Here is a 22,005-nt window from a genome sequence, read left to right on the forward strand (position 1 = left end):
TGTTCTCCTTACGCGCGCACGGCAAAGGCGTTGACGGCATCGGCCGCCAGCGGGTTGTGTTGACGGGTCTCGAACCAGAAGCGGCGCAGCAGGTTCTGCGCCGCCTTCATGCGGTACTCGCTCGACGCGCGCATGTCCGACAGGGGCGCATAATCCTGCGCCAGCATGGCCGTGGCGGCATCCACCGTGGCTTCGTTCCACGGCTGGCCCACCAGCAGGGCTTCGGTTTGCGCGGCGCGCTTGGGGGTGGCGGCCATGCCGCCGAAGGCGATGCGGGCCTCGAGCACCACATCGCCGTCGACGCGCAGCGCAAAGGCGGCGCACACGGCGGAGATGTCCTGGTCGAAGCGCTTGGCCAGTTTGTAGGTGCGGAACTGCACGCCGGCGCGCGGCAGCGGCACGCGCACGGACTGGACGAATTCGCCCGCCTGCATGTCTTTTTTCTGGTAGCCGAGGTACAGGTCTTCCAGCGCCGTCTCGCGTTCGCCGGCGGCGCCGCGCAGCACGACACGCGCACCCAGGGCGATCAGCCACGGCATCGAGTCGCCGATGGGCGAACCATTGGCGACGTTGCCGCCCAGGGTGCCGGCGTTGCGGATCGGGAGCGAGGCAAAGCGCTGCCACATGGCCGACAGTTCGGCCGGATAGTGCGCGGCCAGCGCCTTGTAGGCCTCTTCCAGCGTCACGCCGGCGCCGATGTCGATCATGCCGTCCTGGTGCGACACCTGCTTGAGCGCGTCGACGTGGCCGAGATAGATGATGTCGCCCAGCTCGCGCATCTGCTTGGTGACCCACAGGCCGATGTCGGTGGAACCGGCCAGCAGCACGGCGGCGGGCTTGTCGGCGCGGATGCGCACCAGTTCATCGAGCGTGCGCGGGGCGTGAAAATGCGCACCGGCGGCGCTGTAGGTGGCCATGGCGCCGCGCTGCAGGGGCGCCAGTTGCGCCGCCAGCGCGGCACGGTCGAAATGCACGGCGGGCAGTTCGCCCATGCGTTTGGCGGCGTCGATGATGGGCCGGTAGCCGGTGCAGCGGCACAGATTGCCCGAGAGGGCGTCGTCGATCTGGCAGCGGGATGGCTCGCGCCCTTCCTGCTTGAGGTACATGCCCCACAGGGACATGACGAAACCGGGCGTGCAAAAGCCGCACTGCGAGCCGTGGCATTCGACCATGGCTTGCTGCACCGGGTGCAGCAGGCCGTTGGGCTGCTGCAGGTCTTCGACCGAGAACAGGGCCTTGCCGTCGAGCGTGGGAGTGAGCTGGATGCAGGAATTGACGGCTTTCATTTCGACCTGGCCGTCCGCGCCCAGCGATCCGATGACGACCGTGCAGGCGCCGCAGTCGCCTTCGGCGCAGCCTTCCTTGGTGCCGGTGCAGTGCAGGTCCTCGCGCAAATGCTGGAGGATGGTCTGCGTCGGCGCGGCCTGCGTCACTTCGCGCACGGCGCCCTGATAGTAAAAACGAATCGGTGTTGACATTGTTGCCTCGGCTTTATCCCAGTATGCAAGGCTAACACCCAGGGCATCCGCAATTATATCTATTTGCAGATGTCGCTTATCAGCAAAAAGCACTATGCCGGGTGCACGGCCTTCCAGTGTTCGGCGATATCGATGCGCCGGGTGATCCATACCTTGTCGTGACTTTGCACGTAATCGAGAAAGCGCGCCAGCGCCGCCGCGCGTGCCGGACGGCCCACGATGCGGCAGTGCAGGCCGATGGAGAGCATTTTGGGCTGGTTCAGGCCATCCGGATCGCCTTCCGCGTACAGCACGTCGAAAGCGTCTTTCAGATAATCGAAGAACTGGGTGCCGGAGTTGAAGCCCTGCATGGCGGCAAAGCGCATGTCGTTGGTATCGAGCGTGTAGGGCACCACCAGATGGGCCGTCACGCCGCCCGCGTGCCCGACGTTCTGCCAGAACGGCAGGTCGTCCCCGTAATGATCGGCATCGTACGCAAAGCCGCCGTGCTCGACGACGAGGCGGCGCGTGTTGGGCGAGTCGCGGCCGGTGTACCAGCCCTGCGGAGCCGAACCGGTCAGCTCGCGCATGATTTGCACGGCCTCAAGCATGTGGGCGCGCTCGGTGGCTTCATCCACGTTTTGGTAGGAGATCCACTTCAAGCCATGGCAGGCGATTTCGTGGCCCAGCTCCTGAAACGCGGCCACCGCCTCCGGATTGCGCTTGAGCGCCATCGCCACGCCAAACACGGTCAGGGGCAGCTTGCGCTGTTCAAACATGCGCAGCAGGCGCCACAGGCCAGCGCGCGAGCCATATTCGTACAGCGACTCCATACTCATGTGGCGCATGGGAAACGCGGCCGCGCCGATAATTTCCGACAAAAAAGTTTCGGAGGTGGCATCGCCATGCAGCACATTGTTTTCGCCGCCCTCTTCATAGTTGAGCACGAACTGCAGCGCCACCCGCGCCTGGCCCGGCCATTGCGGATGGGGCGGCGTGCGCCCGTAGCCGGTCAGGTCGCGTGGGTAGTTGTCATAAGTCGTCATGGGCAAGCTCGGGATGGAAGGTAAGGCATGGAGGGTATAGTTCGCATCATATATCGGTGTTCACACGTCAGTATATGATCTGCCGGATAACAAGCGTCATTATTGTCATATAGGAAGAACCATGGGAAAACTGAGTACGCACGTGCTTGACACAACGCAAGGCAAACCCGGGGACGGGGTGGTAGTTGAACTGTACGCCGTCGCTCCCGGCGCACGCACCCTGATCAAGACCGTCACCACCAACCGCGATGGCCGCGTCGATACGCCCCTGCTCGAAGGCGACGCCATGCGGGCCGGACGCTACGAGCTGGTGTTCGCCGCCGGCGACTATTTCGCCGCCCAGGGCGTGAATCTGCCGGAGCCGCGCTTCATCGACCAGGTCACGCTGGCCTTCGGGATTGCCGATCCGTCCCAGAATTATCACGTGCCGCTGGTGGTGACGCCGTGGTCGTATTCCACCTATCGCGGTAGCTGAAATACCAAGGAAACCGTGCAGCGGGCAAAAACTTGCTATTCTTGGGCAGAAAGCTTCAGGAGAGATAATGTCGCTGCACATCGTTCACTTTATCGGCCCCATCAATCACAGCGCGGTATGCACCATCCGCAACCTCTGCCTGCAGGCACTGCAGAGCGGCGCCAGCGAGATCGAGCTGCACATGTCGACCGAAGGCGGCAACATGACAGCCGGCTTCGCGTTGTATTTCTTCCTCAAGTCGCTGCCTCTGCCGCTGACCACCCACAATATCGGCAGCGTCGAATCGGTGGGCGTGGTGATTTTCCTCGCCGGCGGCAAGCGCTACGCCTGTCCCGGCACGCGCTTCCTGGTCCATCCCCTGCACTGGGGCTTCGGCAGCCTGGTCGCGGCCGACCATTCGCGCGTGAGCGAATGGCGCGACTGCCTCGACTTCGACGCCGAGCGCTATGCCTGCATTTTCGAGGAAGCGACCAGGGAGGCCGGCGCCCAGGACGATATCCGCACCAATCTGTTTGGCAACGCGCGTATCTACGACGCCGAGCAGGCCGTGAAGGCCGGCATCATCCACAAGGCGACGCAGGCGCGCCTGCCCGGCGCCGGCACCACCTCGCACTGGTGGAACGGCTGACGGGCCGATAGCGCGGCGGTAAAAAGTTGCCGCACTACGTGACACACAAATCATAGTCAAACTTGCACGCGGACGGGGCTTGACTTAAAATCAGCAGCTCTGCGGTTGCCGTTCCGGCGAGCGCACCATTCTGGGCTTGGCCCGCTTTTCATGCTCCCCTGTTTTTCCCTCACCGCGGCACGCTGACCCTTGGATACCGTGTCGCCCTGGGTGCTCGTCGCCGCGCTTGTCTTCCTGATCCTGTGTTCAGCCTTTTTCGCCATGGCGGAAACGGCGCTCATGGCCGCCAACAAATTCCGCCTGCGCAGCCTGGCCAAGCGCGGCCACCGCGGCGCCATCACCACCTTGTGGCTGCTCGAGCGCACCGACAAGCTGCTCTCGCTGATCCTGATCGCCAATACCCTGGTCAACGCCATGGCGACGGTGCTGGCGACCGCGATCGCGATCTTGCTGTTCGGCTATGAAGAGAGCGTCATCGCGATCGCCATCGCGCTCCTGGTGTTCGTGCTGATCGTGTTCGCCGAAATCGCGCCCAAGTTCATCGGCGCCACCTATCCGGAAACCATTTCGCTGGTGGCCAGCACCCTGCTCAGGCCGATGATGGCCGTGTCCAAGCCGCTGATCTGGTTCGTCAACCTGTTCGTGCGCCTGTTTTTGAAGATCCTGCGCGTCAAGCCGGCCGACGGCGCGGCGCAGCACCGCGTTTCGCCGGAAGAATTGCGCGCCATCGTGCTCGAAAGCGGCAATTTCATTCCGCAGAAACACAAAAGCATCCTGCTCAACCTGTTCGATCTGGAAACCGTTTCGATCGAAGACATCATGACCCCGCGTTCCCAGATCGAGGCCCTCAACCTGGCCGTGCCGGTGGCCGAGCTCAAGGCCCAACTGACGACTTGCTACCACAACAAGCTGCCGGTGTATGAAGGCGAGATCAACCGCATCATCGGCATCCTGCACGTGCGCCACGCGGTGGCCCTGCTCAACGAAGAAGACGAATTGAGCATCGCCCATTTTCGTGAACTTTTAACAACACCCTATTTTATTCCCCAGGATACGAGCGTCTTTACTCAGTTGCAATATTTTCAGGAAAACAAGGAACGCCTGGGGATCATTGTCGACGAGTATGGTGAAGTACAAGGCCTGGTCACCCTCGACGATATCATCGAGGAAATGATTGGCGATTTCACCACCTCGGTGCCCGGCGCGGCGCGCGGCGACAGCGTTTGCTGGGATGCGCGCGGCGAATGCCTGCTCGAAGGCACGGCGCCCCTGCGCGAGATCAATAAGCGGCTCGGCCTGGCCTTTCCGCTGGACGGCCCCAAGACCGTCAACGGCCTGATGCTGGAACAATTGCAAGAGATTCCGGACGCCCCGATCAGCCTGAAAATCGGCAATGTTGTGATCGAAGTCATCCAGGTCAAAGACCAGGCAATCAAGGTCGTCAAGCTGACTCGCCCGCCGGCGTACTAATCAGACTGTCACTAACAATTTCAGTTCAGCCATACAAGTTCCAGATTACAACTGAACGTTCCATTTTGGCTACGTGGTATGGTTGCCTCCCCCATGCAGCAAACACTTTACAAATGTGATGCTCGGAGGCATGATCCAAGGCAGTTCGCCGCAACAGTCACCACTGGACGGCGCTTTGTCGTTCTCCGTACTATTTAAAGCAAGCGCGCATATGGCTGCAGTCCTCCCCAATACGACCCCCGGAACGCCCATGCCGGGCCTGGCCCGCGCCCTGATGCAGGCTGGCCGCCTCAGTGCGCAGCAAGCCGATACGCTGCACAAGAAGTCGCTGGCCGACAAGAGTCCGTTCATCGATACCCTGCTGCTCACGGGTACCTTCGACGCGCGCACCCTGGCCGCCTTTTGCGCGGAAACCTTCGGCTACCCGCTGATGGATTTGCAGAGCTTTAATATCGAGGCCCTGCCGCCGAATGCCATCGACGGCAAGTTGATGCAGACCCAGCGCGTGATCGCCCTGGCCAAGCGCGGCAACAAGATGTCGGTCGCCATTTCCGACCCGACCAATATCCAGGCCCTCGACCAGATCAAATTCCAGAGCGAAGCGTCGGTCGAGCCGGTGATCGTGCTGCACGACGCCCTGCTGGCCCTGCTGGCCAGCCTGGGACGCAACGCCGAACAGAATCTGAACGACATGGTCGGCGACCAGGAAGACATCCAGTTCGGCGAGGACGATACGCCCGCCGTGGTCGACCAGGCCGCGGCCGCCGATATCGAAGATGCGCCGATCGTCAAGTTCCTCAACAAGATCCTGATGGACGCGATCAACCTCGGCGCGTCCGATATCCACTTCGAACCGTTCGAAAAGTTTTACCGCATCCGCCTGCGCGTCGATGGCATGCTGAAAGAACACGCCCAGCCGCCGATCACCATCCGCGACAAGCTGGTTTCGCGCATCAAGGTGCTCTCCAAGCTCGACATTTCCGAAAAGCGCGTGCCGCAGGATGGCCGCATGCGCCTGATCCTCTCGCCCACCAAGGCGATCGACTTCCGGGTCAGCACCTGCCCCACCCTGTTCGGCGAAAAGACCGTCATGCGGATTCTGGACGCCACGCAGGCCCAGATGGGCATCGATGCGCTCGGCTACGATCCGGACCAGAAGGAATTGCTGCTCGAAGCGATCCAGCGCCCGTACGGCATGGTGCTGGTGACCGGCCCAACCGGTTCGGGCAAGACGGTGTCGCTGTACACCTGCCTGAACGTGATCAACAAGCCGGGCATTAACATTTCGACGGCGGAAGACCCGGCCGAGATTAACTTGCCGGGCGTGAACCAGGTCAACATCAACGAACGCTCCGGCCTGACCTTTCCGGTCGCGCTCAAGTCCTTCCTGCGCCAGGATCCGGACATCATCATGGTCGGCGAGATTCGCGACCTGGAGACGGCCGACATCGCCATCAAGGCCGCCCAGACCGGCCACATGGTGTTCTCGACCCTGCACACCAACGATGCGCCATCGACCCTGACGCGCCTGATGAACATGGGCGTGGCGCCGTTTAACATCGCCTCGTCGGTGATCATGATCACGGCGCAGCGCCTGGCGCGGCGCCTGTGCACCTGCAAGAAGCCGGTGGACACCAGCCGCGAAATCATGCTCGCGGCGGGCTTTCGGGAAGAGGAACTGGAAGGCGGCTGGAAGCCTTACGGTCCGGTCGGCTGCGACCGTTGCCTGGGCGGCGGTTACAAGGGCCGGGTCGGCATCTACCAGATCATGCCGATCACCTCGGCGATCGAAAAAATCATTCTGGCGCACGGCAATTCGATGGAAATTGCCGCGCAATCGGAGCTGGAAGGCGTCAAATCCCTGCGCCGTTCCGGCCTGATGAAAGTAAAGCAAGGCTTGACCAGCCTTGAAGAAGTTCTTGGCTGCACCAACGAATAGGAAAATACAGTATGGCACTCGCTCAATCTAAAACCGCCGCCGCCGTCAAGGAGTCGGTCTACGCCTGGGAAGGCAAGGACAAGACCGGCAAGACCGTGCGCGGCGAACTGCGCGCCGGCGGCGAAGCCGTGGTCAATGTGACCTTGCGGCGCCAGGGTGTCATGGTGACCAAGGTAAAGAAAAAGACTTATCGCAGCGGCAAGAAGATCACGGACAAGGATATTTCCCTGTTCACGCGCCAGCTGGCCACGATGATGAAGGCCGGCGTGCCGCTGCTGCAATCGTTCGACATCGTCAGCAAGGGCCACGCGAATCCATCGATGGCCAAGCTGATTCTCGACCTGCGCTCGGACATCGAGACCGGTACCAGCCTGAACAATGCTTTCCGCAAGTACCCGCTCTACTTCGACCCGCTGTTCTGTAATCTGGTCGGCGCCGGCGAACAGGCCGGTATTCTGGAAGACTTGCTCACGCGTCTGGCGATCTACAAGGAAAAAACCCTGGCCATCAAGGCCAAGATCAAGTCGGCGCTGATGTATCCGGTGTCGATCCTGGGCATCGCCTTCATCGTCACCGCCGTGATCATGATCTGGGTGGTACCCGCGTTCAAATCGGTATTTTCCAGCTTCGGCGCCAACCTGCCGACCCCGACCGTGATCGTGATGGACATTTCCGACTTCTTCGTCTCGTACTGGTGGGCGATTTTCGGCACCCTGTTCGCCGGCCTGTACTTCTTCTTCCAAGCCTGGCAGCGTTCGGCCAAGATGCAGCGCTTCATGGACCTGGCCCTGCTCAAGGCGCCGATTTTCGGCAGCGTGATCCGCAAGGCGGCCATTGCGCGCTGGACCCGGACCCTGGCCACCATGTTCGCGGCCGGCGTGCCGCTGGTCGAAGCGCTCGACTCGGTCGGCGGCGCGGCCGGCAATGCCCTGTACCTGGAAGCGACCAAGCGCATCCAGAACGAGGTGAGCACCGGTACCAGCCTGACCGCGGCGATGCAGAACGCCAATGTATTCCCGCCGATCGTGACCCAGATGGTCGCCATCGGCGAAGAATCGGGCGCGCTCGATGCGATGCTGGGCAAGGTCGCCGGCTTCTTCGAAGATGAAGTCGACGAGGCCGTCGCGACCCTGGCGTCGCTGATGGAACCGCTGATCATGGTGATTTTGGGCGTGCTCATCGGCGGCCTGGTCGTCGCCATGTACCTGCCGATCTTCAAACTGGGCGCGGTGGTGTAACAAGGGATGGGCGGCCACGCGCCGCCCGCCTGCAGCAACAGCGCCGCAGCAGCCGCTTGCCCCGCCGGCAAGCGCCTGCTGCGATTTTTTTGGTGCCCGCCGCGCACCGGTGCCGGCCCCCGGTACCCCAAAGCGGGCGCAAGCCCTAAAATAGAGCGGTGCAGCAGACTGCCGCGATCAATTCTTACCTTGGAGCATCATGCTACCGGAAACACTCTTGTTCGCCGTCCCCGGCTCCCTGGGCCCGGCCCTCGCCGCCGGCCTGTTCGGCCTGCTGATCGGCAGCTTTCTGAATGTCGTCATCTACCGCCTCCCCAAGATCCTGGACCGCGAATACAACGACTACCTGGCCGGCGAATACGGCTGCGGCTGCGGCACCCGCAAGGTGCACACCGATACATTCAACCTGTGGGCGCCGCGCTCGGCCTGCCCGCACTGCGGCCACAAGATCGGCGCGCTGGAAAACATCCCCGTCATCAGTTATCTGGTGTTGGGCGGCAAGTGCAAAGGCTGCAAGGCCAAAATTTCGCCCCGCTATCCGATCATCGAACTGGTGACCGGGCTGATGTCGGCCGGGCTGATATGGCACTTCGGCAGCGGCTATGCGGGCCTGGCTACCCTGGTGTTCGGCTACCTGCTGCTGTCGATGACCTTCATCGACGCCGATACCCAGCTGCTGCCCGACGAACTGACCTATCCGCTGCTGTGGATCGGCCTGCTGATGAATATCAATGGCAGCTTCGTGCCGCTGCAGGACGCCGTCATCGGCGCGGCGGTCGGCTACCTGTCGCTGTGGTCGGTAGCCACGCTGTACGAGAAGGTGCGCGGGCAAGTCGGCATGGGCCATGGCGACTTCAAGCTGCTGGCCGGACTGGGCGCCTGGATGGGCTGGAGCGTGCTGCCGAGCGTCATCCTGATTTCGTCGGCGGTCGGCTCGGTGGTCGGCATTTGCCTCATCGTGTTCGGCGGGCGCGCGCGCAATGTCAAGATTCCTTTCGGTCCTTACCTGGCCGCGGCCGGCTTCATCGTGATGGTGTGGGGCAAACCGATCGGCGCCATCACCGAGATCATCCTCAAGCAGTTGGTGAGCTGAGTGAACAGCGCGCCCGCCCCTGATGCCGGCAAGTTCAGCGTCGGCCTGACCGGCGGCATCGGCTGCGGCAAGACGGCCGTCTCGGACCGCTTCGCGGCGCTGGGCGCGAGCATCATCGATACCGACCTCATCGCGCATGCGCTGACCGTTCCCGGCGGCGCCGCCATGGATGCCATCCTGCACGAGTTCGGCCCGGCATTCGTCAACCCCGACGGCGCGCTCGAGCGCGTGCGCATGCGCGAACTGGTGTTTTCCGACCCGGCCGCCAAGGCGCGCCTGGAAGCGATCCTGCACCCGCGCATCCGCGCCGCCACCGCTGCCGCCGCCGCCGTGGCCAGCGGCGCCTACCTGATCTACGTGGTGCCGCTGCTGATCGAGTCCGGCGGCTGGCGCGAGCGGGTGGCGCGCGTGCTGGTCATCGATTGCCCTGAGGAACTACAAATTGCGCGCGTGATGCGCCGCAACGCCATGAGCGAAGCCCAGGTGCGCGCCATCATGGCCAGCCAGGCCAGCCGCGCCGAACGGCTGGCGGCGGCCGACGATGTGCTCACCAACGATGGCAGCCTGGAGGCGTTGGACCGTCAAATTGCTCTATTGCATGCTAAATATATTGCATTTTCCGAGAGAATGGCACTATTCCCGGTGCAGCGTTTGTAATTTTGCGTCGCTTGGTTCAGAATCACGGGATTCTTCTCCTGCCATGTAAAGGGATGTCATTTTGATCGTCTACGAATACCCTTTCAACGAGCGCATACGCACGTTGTTGCGGCTGGAAGACCTGTATGAGAAGTTCAAGTTCTTTGTGCACCAGGAACATGCAATGCAGCATCACGTCGCCCTGGCCACCATCTTCGACATGCTCGAAGTCGCCGGCCGCGCCGATCTCAAGTCCGACCTGCTGCAGGAACTCGAACGCCAGAAGCAAAGCTTGCTGAGCTACCGGTCCAATCCAAACGTCGCGGCCGACATGCTCGACGCCGTCCTCGCCGAGGTCGAAACCGTCAGCAGCGCGCTGGTCGCGGCCCAGGGCAAGACCGGCCAGAACGTGCGCGACAATGAATGGCTGATGAGCATCCGCGGCCGCACCATCATTCCCGGCGGAGCCTGCGAATTCGACCTGCCGTCCTACTACGCCTGGCAAAAGCGCCCGGCCGAGCAGCGCTTCAACGATATCGTCAACTGGTTCGCCCCGCTGGCGCCCCTGTTCGACGCCCTGGCCCTGGTGCTGCGCCTGCTGCGCGATTCGGGCGGCCCGGTCAAGATGATCGCCAACGCCGGCAGCTATCAGCAAATGCTGCAAGGCAAGGTCTACCAGATGCTGCGCCTGACCATGGATGAAGCGATGGGGGCGATTCCCGAGATTTCCGCCAACAAATACATGTTGTGGGTACGCTTTACCACGCAGGGCGGGGATTTGAAGCCCAAGCCGCTGGAAGAAGATGTCCCGTTCGAGCTCACGCTCTGTAATTTTTAGATCCCATGTTGCCATGACCGTCGTTACCTGCCCCACCTGCGCCAAGAAAGTCGAATGGATCGAGGCGAACAAGTTCCGCCCGTTTTGCTCCGAACGCTGCAAACAGATCGACCTGGGCGCCTGGGCCGAAGAAAAATACACCATTCCCGGCGCCGCCCCATCCGACCCCTTGCTCGACGACGACAACCTGCCCCAGTAGCGCTGCGTTCGTCCTTCGCCGTGGCGCTGCAAAAACGCTTACAATGACTCACCGCCCATCATGTAAAGGATGCAACACCATGTCAATGTCACGGACAGTGCAATGAGACTCGACCGTTTCATCAATGAGCGCATGGAAGAAATCCTGACGGAGTGGCAGGCATTCGCCCAGACCTTGCTGCCGGCCGCGAGCCAGATGACCGACCTGGCGCTGCGCGACCACGCGCGCCAGATCCTGCAGGCGATCGCGCTCGACATCGAAACGTTCCAGAATCCGGAACAGCAGATCGCCAAGTCGCAGGGCCTCGCGCCCGACACCATCGAGGGCGAAAGCGCGGCCTCGATCCACGGCGCGCTGCGCCAGGCCAGCAATTTTTCCCTGCTCCAGCTCAGTGCGGAATTTCGCGCCCTGCGCGCCACCGTGCTGCGCCTGTGGCTGCCGCAGGTGAGCCGCATGACGTCCGACGCCGCCGACGAAATGGTGCGTTTTAACGAAGCCATCGACCAGGCCCTGGCCGAATCGGTGGTGACCTACTCGGCGCGCGCCGACCACATGCGCGAGCTGTTCCTGGCCATCCTCGGGCACGACCTGCGCGCGCCGCTGTCGAGCATGTCGATGGCGGGCGACCTGCTGACCCGCACGCAGGTCGATGCCACCCAGGCTGGCGAGATCGGCGCCCGGGTCAAGCGCGGTGCGCGCCTGATGAGCAGCATGGTGGACGACCTGATCGGCTACACCCGCACCCAGCTTGGCGGCGGCATGCCGACCCAGCTGCGCGAGGTCGATGTGGGCGATGTGTGCCGCGCGGCGCTGGCCGACGCCCATGCCACCCATCCGGCCACGCGTTTCGAGATCGATGCCGATGAAGCGCTGGGCGGACTGTACGATGCCGTGCGCCTGCACCAGCTGCTGACCAACCTGATGGTCAACGCTGCCCAGTACGGCACGCGCGGCGCGGCCGTACGGATCGAGGCGCGTGCCCATCCGGAGGCGGTGACGGTGGCCGTGACGAATGACGGCCCGGTGATTCCGCCGGCGTCGCTCGAAAGCATTTTCAGTCCGCTGATCCAGCTGCCGGGCGACGGCGAAGCCGAGGAACGGCCGCGCACCAGCCTGGGACTGGGTTTGTTTGTCGCACGCGAAATCGCCGCGGCGCATGGCGGCACCCTGACGGTGACGTCCAGCGAGGATTGCGGCACCACCTTTACAGCGCACTTGCCGCGCGCGCCGAAGAGCGCCGAGGGCTGATTCTCCGCGCCGGGAGCTGGCTCTCCCCCCACCACTACCAACACCACCACTACCAACACCACCACTACGACCGCCACCACTAACGTCGCCCGCGCGAAGGCGGGGGCCCAAGTTCGCACTGTAGCCAGCAACTGAGCAGAAAACTTGGGCCCCCGCCTTCGCGGGGGCGACGCTGGCGGGCCGACGCTGGCGGGCCGACGGTAGGGGCCGACGGTGGGTGGCGAGGGATTGCGCCCGACGGCGCCGGGAGCCGTGCGGTGGCGACGATGGCGACGCAAAGGCGGCGCTGCAAGTGCCCCGGTTTCGAAGTAAGCCTCGTCAGCGCCCGTAGCGCGTCATCAGCAAGCCTTCGGTATCGATGTCCGGCGCCCGTCCCGACACCATATCGGCCAGCACCCGCGCCGAACCGCACGACATGGTCCACCCCAGCGTTCCGTGCCCGGTATTGAGAAACAGGTTGCGATACGGTGTCGGCCCGATCACCGGCGTGCCGTCCGGCGTCATCGGACGCAGGCCGCACCAGAAGGTGGCCTTGTCCACATCGCCCCCGCCCGGAAACAACTCGCTTACCGCATGCACCAGCGTGGCGCGGCGCGAAGCGTGCAGGCGCAGGTCGTAACCGGCGATTTCGGCCGTGCCCCCTACCCGGATGCGGTCACCGAGGCGCGTGATGCCGACCTTGTACGTCTCTTCCATGATGGTCGACTCGGGCGCGCTGGCCGCATCGACGATCGGCAGCGTGATCGAATAGCCCTTGACCGGATACACCGGTATCCGGATTCCCAAAGGCGCCAGCATCAGCGGCGAATAGCTCCCCATCGCCATCACGAAGGCATCGGCCCTGAGCTCTCCTTGCGAGGTGTCGACGGCGCTGATCGCGTCGCCGTCGGTCACGAGGCGCCGGATCTCCACGTTATTGCGGAAAACGACGCCCTCGCCGAGCGCCATCTGCGCCAGCGCCTGGGTGAACTTGAAGCAGTCGCCGGTCTCGTCGCCGGGCAGGTGCAGGCCGCCGACGATCTTGCCGCGCACCCGCGCCAGCGCCGGTTCGACCACTTCGCAGCCGGCGGGATCGAGCAGGGCGTACGGCACGCCATAACGCTTGAGCACTGCGATGTCTTCCAGCGCTTCGTCGAGCTGGCGCGGATTGCGAAATACCTGCAAGGTGCCCTTGCTGCGGTGGTCGTAGGCGATGCCGGTTTCCTTGCGCAGCGCGATCAGCGAATCGCGGCTGTACTCGGCCAGGCGCACCATGCGGCTCTTGTTGACGGCGTAGCTGGCCGGATTGCAGTTGCCCAGCATCTGGAACAGCCAGCGCCACATGCGCGGATCGAACGAGGGACGGATCACCAGCGGACTGCGTTTCATGGCCAGCCAGCGCAGCGCCTTCATCGGAATGCCCGGCGCGGCCCACGGCGCGGCCATGCCCGACGAGACTTCGCCGGCGTTGGCGAAACTCGTTTCCAGCGCGGCGCCGCCCTGGCGCTCGATGACGGTCACTTCATGCCCGGCTTTGGCCAGAAAATAAGCCGACGTGGTACCCACCACGCCACTGCCCAAGACAATAATTTTCACGAACTTCCTTGCGGTGCGTTATGGCGTAAGGGCGGAAAAAGAACGTCGCTACGGATAGCGCAGCTGGTCGAGCCATTCGAGCAGCGGAATGGTGGCCGGCAGCAGCGGCGACACGCCGACCACGCCCTGCCACGCAAAGGCCTGGCCTTCCAGGCTTTGCGGCTCGCCGCGCCATTCGCGGCTGATAAAGAAGTGCAGGCGTACATGCGCGTGTTCGTACACGTGCTCCACCCCGCACCATTGGCTCGCGCTCAGGATATGAACGCCAAGCTCCTCGACGAATTCGCGTTTGAGCGCGTCGAGTATGGCTTCGCCGGTTTCTACTTTCCCACCCGGGAATTCCCAATAGCCGTCGTACGGTTTGCCGGCGGGACGCTGGCCAAGCAGCACGTCGCCATTGGGCTTCATTAAAATGCCGACCGCGACATCGATCGGCTTCTTTCCAGTCTTATCGCTCATTGAGGCAGCTTTCCCGCGTAATCCCTGGCGAACTGCCACGCCACCCGGCCCGAACGCGAACCGCGCTGCAGGGCCCATTGCAGGGCCTCAGGGCGGCTTTGCTCGATCTGCTGGGCGCTGCAGCCGTAGCTGGCCAGCCAGTGCGCCGCGATGCCGAGGTAGTCGTCCTGCTTGAACGGATAGAACGACAGCCACAGGCCGAAGCGCTCGGACAGCGATATCTTCTCTTCCACCGTTTCGCCCGGATGCAGGTCGCCGTCGCCGTCATGCTTGTAGCTGGCGTTGTCGCTCATGCGCTCGGGCAGCAGGTGGCGCCGGTTCGAGGTGGCGTAGATCAGCACATTGTCCGACTGGGCCGCGATGGAGCCGTCGAGCGCCACCTTGAGCGCCTTGTAGCCGCCCTCGCCTTCCTCGAACGAGAGGTCGTCGCAAAAGATGATGAAGCGCTCCGGACGCCCGGCCACCAGGTCGACGATGTCGGGCAGTTCGGCCAGGTCGGCCTTGTCGACTTCGATCAGGCGCAGGCCATCGGCGGCGAACTGGTTCAGGCACGCCTTGATCAGGGACGACTTGCCGGTGCCGCGCGCCCCGGTCAGCAGCACGTTGTTGGCCGGGCGTCCCTGCACGAACTGGCGCGTGTTGCGCTCGATCTGCAGCTTTTGCGGCGCGACGTTGTGCAGGTCCGACAGCGCGATGCCCGAGGCGTGCAGCACCGGCTGCAGGTAGCTCACGCCGCTGCCGGCGCGCTTGCGCCAGCGGAAAGCGGTGGACAGGCGCCAGTCCGGCTCGCGCGGATACGCGGGCGGCAGCACCGCCTCGACCCGCTGCAGCAGCGCTTCGGCGCGCAGCAGGAACTGTTCGAGTGGCGTCGTCAAGGCGCGGCTCAGGAACGGTAGTCGGCGTTGATGGTCACGTACTCGTGCGACAGGTCGCAGGTCCAGACGGTGGCGCTGTGGGCGCCGCGTCCCAAACGCACGCGCACCGTGATTTCGCTCTTTTGCATCACGCGCTGGCCGTCGGCTTCCTGGTATGCCGGATTGCGCCCGCCGCTTTTCGCCACCAGCACGTCGTCGAGATACAGATCGAGCTTGGTCACGTCCAGGTCGTCCACGCCGGCATAGCCGATCGCGCACAGGATGCGGCCCAGGTTCGGGTCGGACGCGAAGAACGCGGTTTTCACCAGCGGCGAGTGGGCGATCGAGTAGGCGATCTTGCGGCACTCTTCCATGTTGCCGCCCTCTTCCACCGTGACGGTGATGAACTTGGTGGCGCCTTCGCCGTCGCGGATGATCATCTGCGCCAGCGAACGGGCGATGTCGGTCACGGCGGTTTTCAGTTCGGCGTATTCGGTCGAATCGGTGTTGGCAATGGCCAGGCTGCCGGTGCCGGTGGCGATCAGCATGAACGAATCGTTGGTCGAGGTGTCGCCGTCGATGGTGATGCAGTTGAACGAATGGTCGGCCGCGTGCTTGACCAGTTCATTGAGCACGTCTTGCGAAACCTTGGCGTCGATCGCCAGGTAGCCCAGCATGGTCGCCATGTTCGGCCGGATCATGCCGGCGCCCTTGCTGATGCCGGTCATGGTAACGCTATGGCCGCAGATGTCGACCGTGCGCGAGGCCGCCTTCGGCTGGGTATCGGTGGTCATGATCGCCTCGGCGGCGCTGAACCAGTTGTCGGCCTTCAGGTTGGCGATGGCGGCCGGCAGCGCGCCGACAACTTTGGCAACCGGCAGCGGCTCGAGAATCACGCCGGTCGAAAACGGCAGGATCTGGTGCGGCTCGCAGTCGAGCAGGCGCGCCAGCGCGGCGCAGGTGGCGTTGGCGCTGTCCAGGCCCGTCTCGCCGGTGCCGGCGTTGGCGTTGCCGGTGTTGACCACCAGCGCGCGGATCGGCGCCCCGCCCGCGGCCACGGCCGCCAGGTTGGCCTTGCTGACCTGCACCGGCGCGGCGCAGAAACGGTTGGTGGTGAACACGCCGGCCACGGTGGCCGTGTCGGCCAGCTTCATCACCAGGATATCTTTGCGGTTGGGCTTCTTGATGCCGGCTTCGGCAAAACCGATCTCGATCCCGTTGACGGGCTTCAGGTCGGCGGCGACGGGCAGAGGGGAATTAACGGCCATGGCGGATTCTCTAGCAGTGAAGTGGGAAGCCGCTATTGTAACGCTTGAAACGATATGCGGGATGCAACTGCCACGGCGCGTCGTGCGCCGCACGCTCTTGAGCGGCGCGGGCCGGCGCAGGCGAGCAGCAGTGCCACGGCGGAGACGGATCGGAGGGGTGCCATGCCGGTTCATGTTTCGTGCTGCGCCGGCGCCCTCATGGCGGCGGCTGACGGCCGGCGGCTATGCAATATGTGTAACAATATCAATCCGGTATCATCGTCAACGTGAGCTCCCGTACGCCGCGAGAGAGCCCCGACCATATTCGATCCAAAGGACCGCCTTGATTTTCCCGACCCTGATTCCATGCGCGCGCCGGCCGGCCCGCCTTGCCATCCTGCTGGCCTGCCTCGCCGCGCCTGCGCTCAGCCACGCCGCCCCGCAGCCGCCCGCCGGCACGGCAGTACAAGGCAGCGCCGACATGCATGCGCGCGAAGCTCTGGCCAGCGAAACGCTGCGCTATCTGCAGGCGCGCGATTACAAGGGTCTGGAAGCGCTGTATCGGAAGATCCGAGGTGCCGGCCAGCGCACACCCAGCGGCATCTGGAAACAGGCGCAGTTCTACAACCAGCTGCGCGCATTCGGCCAGTGGAGCACCGAAGCGGCCTATTGGGACACGGTGCAGGGTCAGGCGAAAGCGTGGCAGAAGCAATATCCCAAGTCGGTGCCGGCGCGGCTGTTCGAGGCCTATATGCTGATCAAGCGCGCCGAAGCGGACCGCGGGTCGGGTTACTACAACACGCTCACGGAAAAGCAGCGGCGCGATCTGAGCCAGGGTTCGGCGGCGGCCATGCGCGTGCTGGAGGATACGCAGGCGCTGGCCGCCAAAGCCGATGACCCGGAATGGCATCGCGCCATGCTCAAGGTGTTGCCATTCACAAGCCAGTTCACGCAAGAGCGCTACCAGAAAAAAATCGGCGCGGCGATGGCGCGCCATCCCAACTATCACGAAGCGTATTTCACGGCCGCCGGATACTCGATGGCCCACTGGGGCGGCGCGCCGGACGCGGTCGAGCAGCTCGCGCAAGACCTGAACAATGTCGGCGGCAAGGAACAGGGCGCCATGTATGCGCGCCTGTACTGGTACATGGACCAATCGGCCTACAAGGGAAAAATCTTCGAGGTCAGCCAGGCCGACTGGCCGACCATGCGCGCCAGCTTCGAGGCCCTGGTCGCGCAGTATCCGGACCCGTGGAACCTGAACGCGTACGCCTATTTCGCCTGCCTGGCAAACGATGTCGGCGCCATGGCGCCCGTGCTCGCACGCCTCGGCCAGCAGATCGACCTGCGCGCGTGGGGCGAGCATGGCGCGGCGACCCATGCCCGCTGCGCCGCCAGCACGGTGGCCGATCCCCAGTTCGACAGCAAGCAGGCGGCCGCGCGCAAGGTGCGCCTGCGGCGGCTGCTCACGGAAACGATGCAGCACGCAGCGGCCCAGCGCGGCCGCAAGGAATACAAGGAAGAACTGGAAACGCTGCACAAGGCCGAGGAGCTGGACCGTGCCATGGGCTGGGTCAGCATGCCGGTGCAATACAACCTCGCACGCGCCTTCTTCACGCTGAAACGCTACGAGGAAACCGTCAGCGCCATCACTGCCGGCCTGCCCGCGCAACCCGAATATACGGATGCGTACTGGATGCGCGGCCAGGCGCTCGAAGCGCTGGGCCGCAAGGACGAGGCGCGCGAGGATTTCGAGAAGGGCGCGCGCTACCTGCGCAAGGTACTGCCGGGAGCGTGGGCCGGACTGAACGCAACCCAGCGCGCCAATGTCGCCGAAATGCAACGAAAGTTCCTGGAATACGGCTTCGAGACCCCGACCTTCCCCGCAGACTGAGAGCTGATGCGTGGTTTGTTGCTTAATCACAACCACAAAAATGCTTGATGACAAGTAAAGTCATTTGCTTGATAATGTTAAACATTAACTATTTATCAATGAACCCAGTGAAAAAACTTCTCCTCTGCACAGCCCTGCTGGTCTCCTTCCCCGCCTTCGCCGCGGAACGTCCTGCCACCGCGAAAGCGCCCGTGGCCAAGATCGAATCGAACATGGCCGAGGCCGTCGCGGCGGCAGCGGACGAACTGGAACGCAATTTCTATTGGGCCAAGGGCAATCCGATTCCCATTTTCGACAAGCTGGCGGTGTTCGAGTTCTCGGCGCCGACCGCCGCGAAACTGAAAACCGTGTTCGGCTCGGCACGGCCGTACAGCGTGACGCGCGCGCCGGCGGCGGCCGGCATGGTCGGCTTCGATATTGCGCTTCCGGCGCACAGCTACGCCGATTTGAACGAGCAGAACTGGTCGTGGGACGCGCTCAAGATCAACGTCGTGACCGACGAGGCCGGCCGCACGATGACGGGCACCGGCACCTGGCCACGCCTCACGGTCAACGCGAAAAGCGCCGACGTCGTCGTCAACGACATGACGCTGCAAAGCAGCCAGCGCCGCAACAACGACGATGTGTGGCTCGGCACGGCGCGCGCGGAGGTCCAGTCGATCGACGTGACCGGCAAGGATAAACCGGTGGTCATGAAAATGGAAGGCCTGTCGGTCACCTCCGAGGTGTCCGAGAACGGCAAGGATTACGACATCGGGAGCGACGTCGGCATCAAGCTGATCACGGTCATGGATGAAAAGATCGACGACATGCGCATGTCGTTCCGGATGACCAAGCTCGATATGATGTCGTTGGAGCAGTTGAGCAAAGCCATGCAAAAGACGACCAAGCCGGGCGCCGAGCCGGACCTGGCCGCTATCGGTCCGCAGCTCAAGGCTTTCGCCAAGGGCATGGCGGCACGCGGCACGGCGATCGAGCTCACCGAGATGAGTGCAGGCTACCGCGGTCACCGCGCGCTGATGAAGGGCCACCTGACCCTGGGCAAGACGGTCGACAAGGACTTCAACTCGACCGCCGCCCTGATGAAAAAGCTGGACGGGCGCTTTGAAATGCGCGTGCCGGTTGCCCTGGTCACCGCCATCGCGCGCAATGTGGCGCAGAACCAGGCCACCAAAAAGGGCGAAACGCCATCGGCGGAGCTGCTGGACTCGACCGCCAAGAGCCTGGCCGACATGGCAGTGGACAAGGCGACTGCCGACGGCTATGCGCGCCTGGACGATGGCGTGCTGGTATCGATGGTTCAATTCAAGGCGGGCAAGCTGACCGTCAACGGCAAGGCGATCGCCCTGCCGACGGACGGCAAGAAGCCGGCGGCTGGCGCCAAAAAGCCGGCCAAGCGCCGCGCCAAATAAGCAGCAAGCATCAGCGGCGGCCGTCGTCCGATGGCCGCCTCACTCTCTTTACGTCAGCGCGTCAGCACGCTACTGCTGCGCCGGCTGCGGTGGTGCCACGGCGGCCACCTTGCGGCCCGAACTGGACCACACCTGCATGCATTCCGACCCGGTCCAGCTGGTCGCTTCCGGGCACGCGCACCGGCTTCCTTCCAACATGCTGTTAGCCGGGCACTGCAGGCCGGCCTGCCGAGCGTCCGCCCCCGCGTCTGTGTGTGAGGACCGCAACGGGAGCACTCCTCCCAGCACCGCGAACAGCAAGCATGCCGAGACAGCGACAGCGGCGAAAATGGCTTTCATAACGTCCTCCTGATTGGCAATGAAACCTAACCATTGCAGGAAGCGCACTTGCTATTGTTGTGTGTCATCAACTAAAACGAATCTTACCTATCAGCAACCCCACAACCGTGGCGCCGGCACGACGCCGGCCTGCGGTGTCACTTGCCCGCGCCGGCGGCACAGCTGTTGCCAATACGGGTCCAGCGCACCCGCTGGCGCCCCTCGGTGGCCACCGATTTGCCCGATTGCGCCATCGTCGCGCGCACCGCTGCCGCTTCCGTCGGCGTCTTCGCCTCGCGCAGGGCTTTTGCGTACTGCACATTGACCGCCACCTGCTTTTCCGCCAGTTCGCGCTGCAGGCGTGGCAGGTCAAGCAACTGCTGCGCCGCCCTGGCGCGCGCTTCGGGCGTCTTGCCTTCGGCCGCTTCGCGTTCGAGCACGGGACGCATCCATGCCAGGTCCGCCGCGGGGTCGCCGGCGCGGGTGGCGCTGACGGTGTCGTATTCCCAGGTGACCTTGTCGATGCGGCGGATGGTCAGCGTGACCGCCGCCGCCGGACAGTTCGCCGTATGCACCACCACCCCATCCGCGCCGACCTGGCTGGACTGGTCCGGGCAGGACGCCAGCGCCACCGCCGACGAATACAGCGCGTCCGAGATGCGGCGCGGCCGGATGCAGTGCGTGACCGGCCCCTTGCCTTCATATAGCTTCTCGCCCGAGTCGGCCCCGGCGACGCGTTCGCGCCGCACGATGTCGCCGTTCGCGCCGTCGACCCTGGTGTCGACCCGGTTGGCCGGCGCCGGCGCCGGAATACTGCTGGTGGAGGCCGAATCAAGCCGGTACAAGCCGGCCGGCGGCAGGATCTGCTCGATCGCCGGCGCGGCGGCGAAGGCGCCGCCGGCCAGCAGCGCGCCCACTATCGTCAAGTGAATGCGCATCAACGCACCACCATTTCAACGCGGCGGTTACGCGCGCGTCCATCGTCGTCGGCATTGTTCGCCGCCGGCGCCAGGTTGGCCACGCCGTGCGGCTGCATGCGCGCCGCGGCAATGCCGTACTGCCCACTTAATGCGTCCACCACCGCCTGCGCGCGCTTGCGCGACAGCGCAAGGTTGGCATCGACCACGCCCTGATTGTCCGTGTGCCCGACGATGAACACATTCACGCCCGGGTCGTTCTTGAGCGACTTGGCCATTTGCTCGAGCGTGTCCTTCGATTCAGGCTTGATCACTGCCTTGTTGGTATCGAACAGAATTCCGTACAAGGCGATGCGGCCATCCTTCTTGAGGGCCGAGCCGATGGCGCTGGCGTCGACCGTGACGTGACCCTGTTCCACCCTGGCCGACTCGATCACCTGCATGAATTGCTGTGCCCGGCCCTGGACGTTGGCGTCGCTCTCCTCGCCCGTGCGCAGCGCAATCTGCACGTTCACCGCACCGGCCGGCGCGTCCTTGCGCGCGTGGATGTAGTGGAAGCCCGGCTTGTATTCGAACAGGCGGATCACATAGGCATCGCCATTGCCATTGTCGACCCACTGCGCGCCCTGGGCCCAGCGCACGATCTTCGACTGGGTGCGGTCTTTCTCGCACTGCGCCGCCTCGCATTCGTACAGGGTGTCGAAGCCGGCGCTGCGCAGCGCGGCCTGGTAATTGCGGAAGATCTCGAGCGAGCCGCGTCCCTTCGGTCCGAAATAGATCCGGTTCGAGATCTTGCCTTCGACCGTTTTCTCGACCGGACCGCTTTTACCGGCGACGAGCGTGCGCGCGCCGGCGTAGTTTTCTTCGCCATGCAGGTACAGGGTGGAGCCGGCATAGCGTGACACCAGCGGATGATCGGCGCTGCCGGGACGGTCGGCATCGTACTTTCCCGCGTGCGCCAGCGGCGAAGAAATGACGAGTGCGAGGGCGCACGCCGCCAGGGCGCTGCGGTGAACCGGATAGGTCATGAGAGGCTCCTTGAGTGGATAGGAATGTAATCTG

Annotated in this window: 20 protein-coding genes; 12 read left to right on the top strand and 8 right to left on the bottom strand. The window is 63.8% G+C overall.

Going from position 1 to position 22,005, the window contains the following annotated elements; translation table 11 throughout:
* Positions 1 to 8 precede the first annotated feature (8 nt).
* Together xdhA and puuE are read right to left on the bottom strand one after the other, a co-directional pair.
* Positions 9 to 1,478 carry a xanthine dehydrogenase small subunit gene (gene xdhA / locus RBA40_RS21000; protein WP_306649694.1) on the bottom strand — a complete coding sequence of 490 codons (1,470 nt, stop codon included), beginning with the start codon at positions 1,476 to 1,478 and terminating at the stop codon, positions 9 to 11.
* Between the two features lie 92 nt (positions 1,479 to 1,570).
* On the bottom strand, positions 1,571 to 2,503 hold the full coding sequence (gene puuE, locus RBA40_RS21005; RefSeq protein ID WP_306649695.1) for an allantoinase PuuE: 933 nt from the start codon (positions 2,501 to 2,503) through the stop codon (positions 1,571 to 1,573).
* A 121-nt stretch (positions 2,504 to 2,624) separates the two neighbouring features.
* On the opposite strand from puuE, the gene uraH reads away from it, so the two are divergent.
* The 10 genes from uraH (at position 2,625) to RBA40_RS21055 (ending at position 12,267) form a co-directional block, all read left to right on the top strand.
* Positions 2,625 to 2,978, top strand: coding sequence for a hydroxyisourate hydrolase (gene uraH, locus RBA40_RS21010; RefSeq protein ID WP_306649696.1), 354 nt, complete (start codon positions 2,625 to 2,627; stop codon positions 2,976 to 2,978).
* Positions 2,979 to 3,045: 67 nt separating this feature from the next.
* Positions 3,046 to 3,606 carry an ATP-dependent Clp protease proteolytic subunit gene (locus RBA40_RS21015; RefSeq protein WP_099874474.1) on the top strand — a complete coding sequence of 187 codons (561 nt, stop codon included), beginning with the start codon at positions 3,046 to 3,048 and terminating at the stop codon, positions 3,604 to 3,606.
* Positions 3,607 to 3,795: 189 nt separating this feature from the next.
* The gene (locus RBA40_RS21020; protein WP_306649697.1) at positions 3,796 to 5,076 is read left to right on the top strand and encodes an HlyC/CorC family transporter; all 1,281 of its coding nucleotides are present in this window, start codon (positions 3,796 to 3,798) and stop codon (positions 5,074 to 5,076) included.
* 250 nt (positions 5,077 to 5,326) lie between these two features.
* Positions 5,327 to 7,015, top strand: coding sequence for a type IV-A pilus assembly ATPase PilB (gene pilB, locus RBA40_RS21025; RefSeq protein WP_306649698.1), 1,689 nt, complete (start codon positions 5,327 to 5,329; stop codon positions 7,013 to 7,015).
* An 11-nt stretch (positions 7,016 to 7,026) separates the two neighbouring features.
* On the top strand, positions 7,027 to 8,253 hold the full coding sequence (locus tag RBA40_RS21030) for a type II secretion system F family protein (RefSeq protein ID WP_306649699.1): 1,227 nt from the start codon (positions 7,027 to 7,029) through the stop codon (positions 8,251 to 8,253).
* A 199-nt stretch (positions 8,254 to 8,452) separates the two neighbouring features.
* Positions 8,453 to 9,346, top strand: coding sequence for a prepilin peptidase (locus RBA40_RS21035; RefSeq protein WP_306649700.1), 894 nt, complete (start codon positions 8,453 to 8,455; stop codon positions 9,344 to 9,346).
* The gene (coaE, locus tag RBA40_RS21040) at positions 9,347 to 10,003 is read left to right on the top strand and encodes a dephospho-CoA kinase (RefSeq protein ID WP_306649701.1); all 657 of its coding nucleotides are present in this window, start codon (positions 9,347 to 9,349) and stop codon (positions 10,001 to 10,003) included.
* 61 nt (positions 10,004 to 10,064) lie between these two features.
* A complete protein-coding gene (gene zapD, locus RBA40_RS21045) occupies positions 10,065 to 10,820 on the top strand; it encodes a cell division protein ZapD (RefSeq protein WP_306649702.1) in 756 nt (251 codons plus the stop codon).
* Between the two features lie 13 nt (positions 10,821 to 10,833).
* Positions 10,834 to 11,019: a DNA gyrase inhibitor YacG gene (gene yacG / locus RBA40_RS21050; RefSeq protein WP_099874466.1), complete on the top strand. Its 186-nt coding sequence runs from the start codon at positions 10,834 to 10,836 to the stop codon at positions 11,017 to 11,019.
* A 102-nt stretch (positions 11,020 to 11,121) separates the two neighbouring features.
* Complete coding sequence (locus RBA40_RS21055) at positions 11,122 to 12,267, top strand: sensor histidine kinase (RefSeq protein ID WP_306649703.1); 1,146 nt, start codon at positions 11,122 to 11,124, stop codon at positions 12,265 to 12,267.
* A 318-nt stretch (positions 12,268 to 12,585) separates the two neighbouring features.
* Here the strand turns inward: RBA40_RS21055 and RBA40_RS21060 are convergent, their stop codons facing one another.
* The 4 genes from RBA40_RS21060 to argJ are packed head-to-tail and all read right to left on the bottom strand — an operon-like array spanning position 12,586 to position 16,423.
* A complete protein-coding gene (locus tag RBA40_RS21060) occupies positions 12,586 to 13,842 on the bottom strand; it encodes a D-amino acid dehydrogenase (protein ID WP_306649704.1) in 1,257 nt (418 codons plus the stop codon).
* Positions 13,843 to 13,890: 48 nt separating this feature from the next.
* The gene (locus RBA40_RS21065; RefSeq protein WP_306623447.1) at positions 13,891 to 14,301 is read right to left on the bottom strand and encodes an NUDIX domain-containing protein; all 411 of its coding nucleotides are present in this window, start codon (positions 14,299 to 14,301) and stop codon (positions 13,891 to 13,893) included.
* Positions 14,298 to 15,176, bottom strand: a complete 879-nt coding sequence (locus tag RBA40_RS21070) for an ATP-binding protein (RefSeq protein WP_306649705.1) — start codon at positions 15,174 to 15,176, stop codon at positions 14,298 to 14,300. Before RBA40_RS21070 ends, RBA40_RS21065 begins: the two co-directional genes overlap by 4 nt.
* 8 nt (positions 15,177 to 15,184) lie before the next feature.
* On the bottom strand, positions 15,185 to 16,423 hold the full coding sequence (argJ, locus tag RBA40_RS21075; RefSeq protein ID WP_306649706.1) for a bifunctional glutamate N-acetyltransferase/amino-acid acetyltransferase ArgJ: 1,239 nt from the start codon (positions 16,421 to 16,423) through the stop codon (positions 15,185 to 15,187).
* Between the two features lie 322 nt (positions 16,424 to 16,745).
* Between argJ and RBA40_RS21080 the strand changes: the two genes are divergently transcribed.
* Together RBA40_RS21080 and RBA40_RS21085 are read left to right on the top strand one after the other, a co-directional pair.
* Positions 16,746 to 18,296, top strand: coding sequence for a tetratricopeptide repeat protein (locus RBA40_RS21080; RefSeq protein WP_306649707.1), 1,551 nt, complete (start codon positions 16,746 to 16,748; stop codon positions 18,294 to 18,296).
* 107 nt (positions 18,297 to 18,403) lie between these two features.
* The gene (locus tag RBA40_RS21085; protein WP_306649708.1) at positions 18,404 to 19,708 is read left to right on the top strand and encodes a DUF945 family protein; all 1,305 of its coding nucleotides are present in this window, start codon (positions 18,404 to 18,406) and stop codon (positions 19,706 to 19,708) included.
* A gap of 476 nt (positions 19,709 to 20,184) precedes the next feature.
* On the opposite strand, the gene RBA40_RS21090 is transcribed toward RBA40_RS21085, so the two are convergent.
* Both RBA40_RS21090 and RBA40_RS21095 read right to left on the bottom strand, forming a co-directional pair.
* Positions 20,185 to 20,964 carry a hypothetical protein gene (locus tag RBA40_RS21090; protein WP_306649709.1) on the bottom strand — a complete coding sequence of 260 codons (780 nt, stop codon included), beginning with the start codon at positions 20,962 to 20,964 and terminating at the stop codon, positions 20,185 to 20,187.
* Positions 20,964 to 21,971, bottom strand: a complete 1,008-nt coding sequence (locus RBA40_RS21095) for an OmpA family protein (protein WP_306649710.1) — start codon at positions 21,969 to 21,971, stop codon at positions 20,964 to 20,966. The genes RBA40_RS21090 and RBA40_RS21095 overlap by 1 nt, the downstream gene beginning before the upstream one ends.
* Positions 21,972 to 22,005: the final 34 nt, after the last annotated feature.

Source organism: Massilia pseudoviolaceinigra (assembly GCF_030846505.1).
Taxonomy (GTDB): domain Bacteria; phylum Pseudomonadota; class Gammaproteobacteria; order Burkholderiales; family Burkholderiaceae_D; genus Telluria_A; species Telluria_A violaceinigra.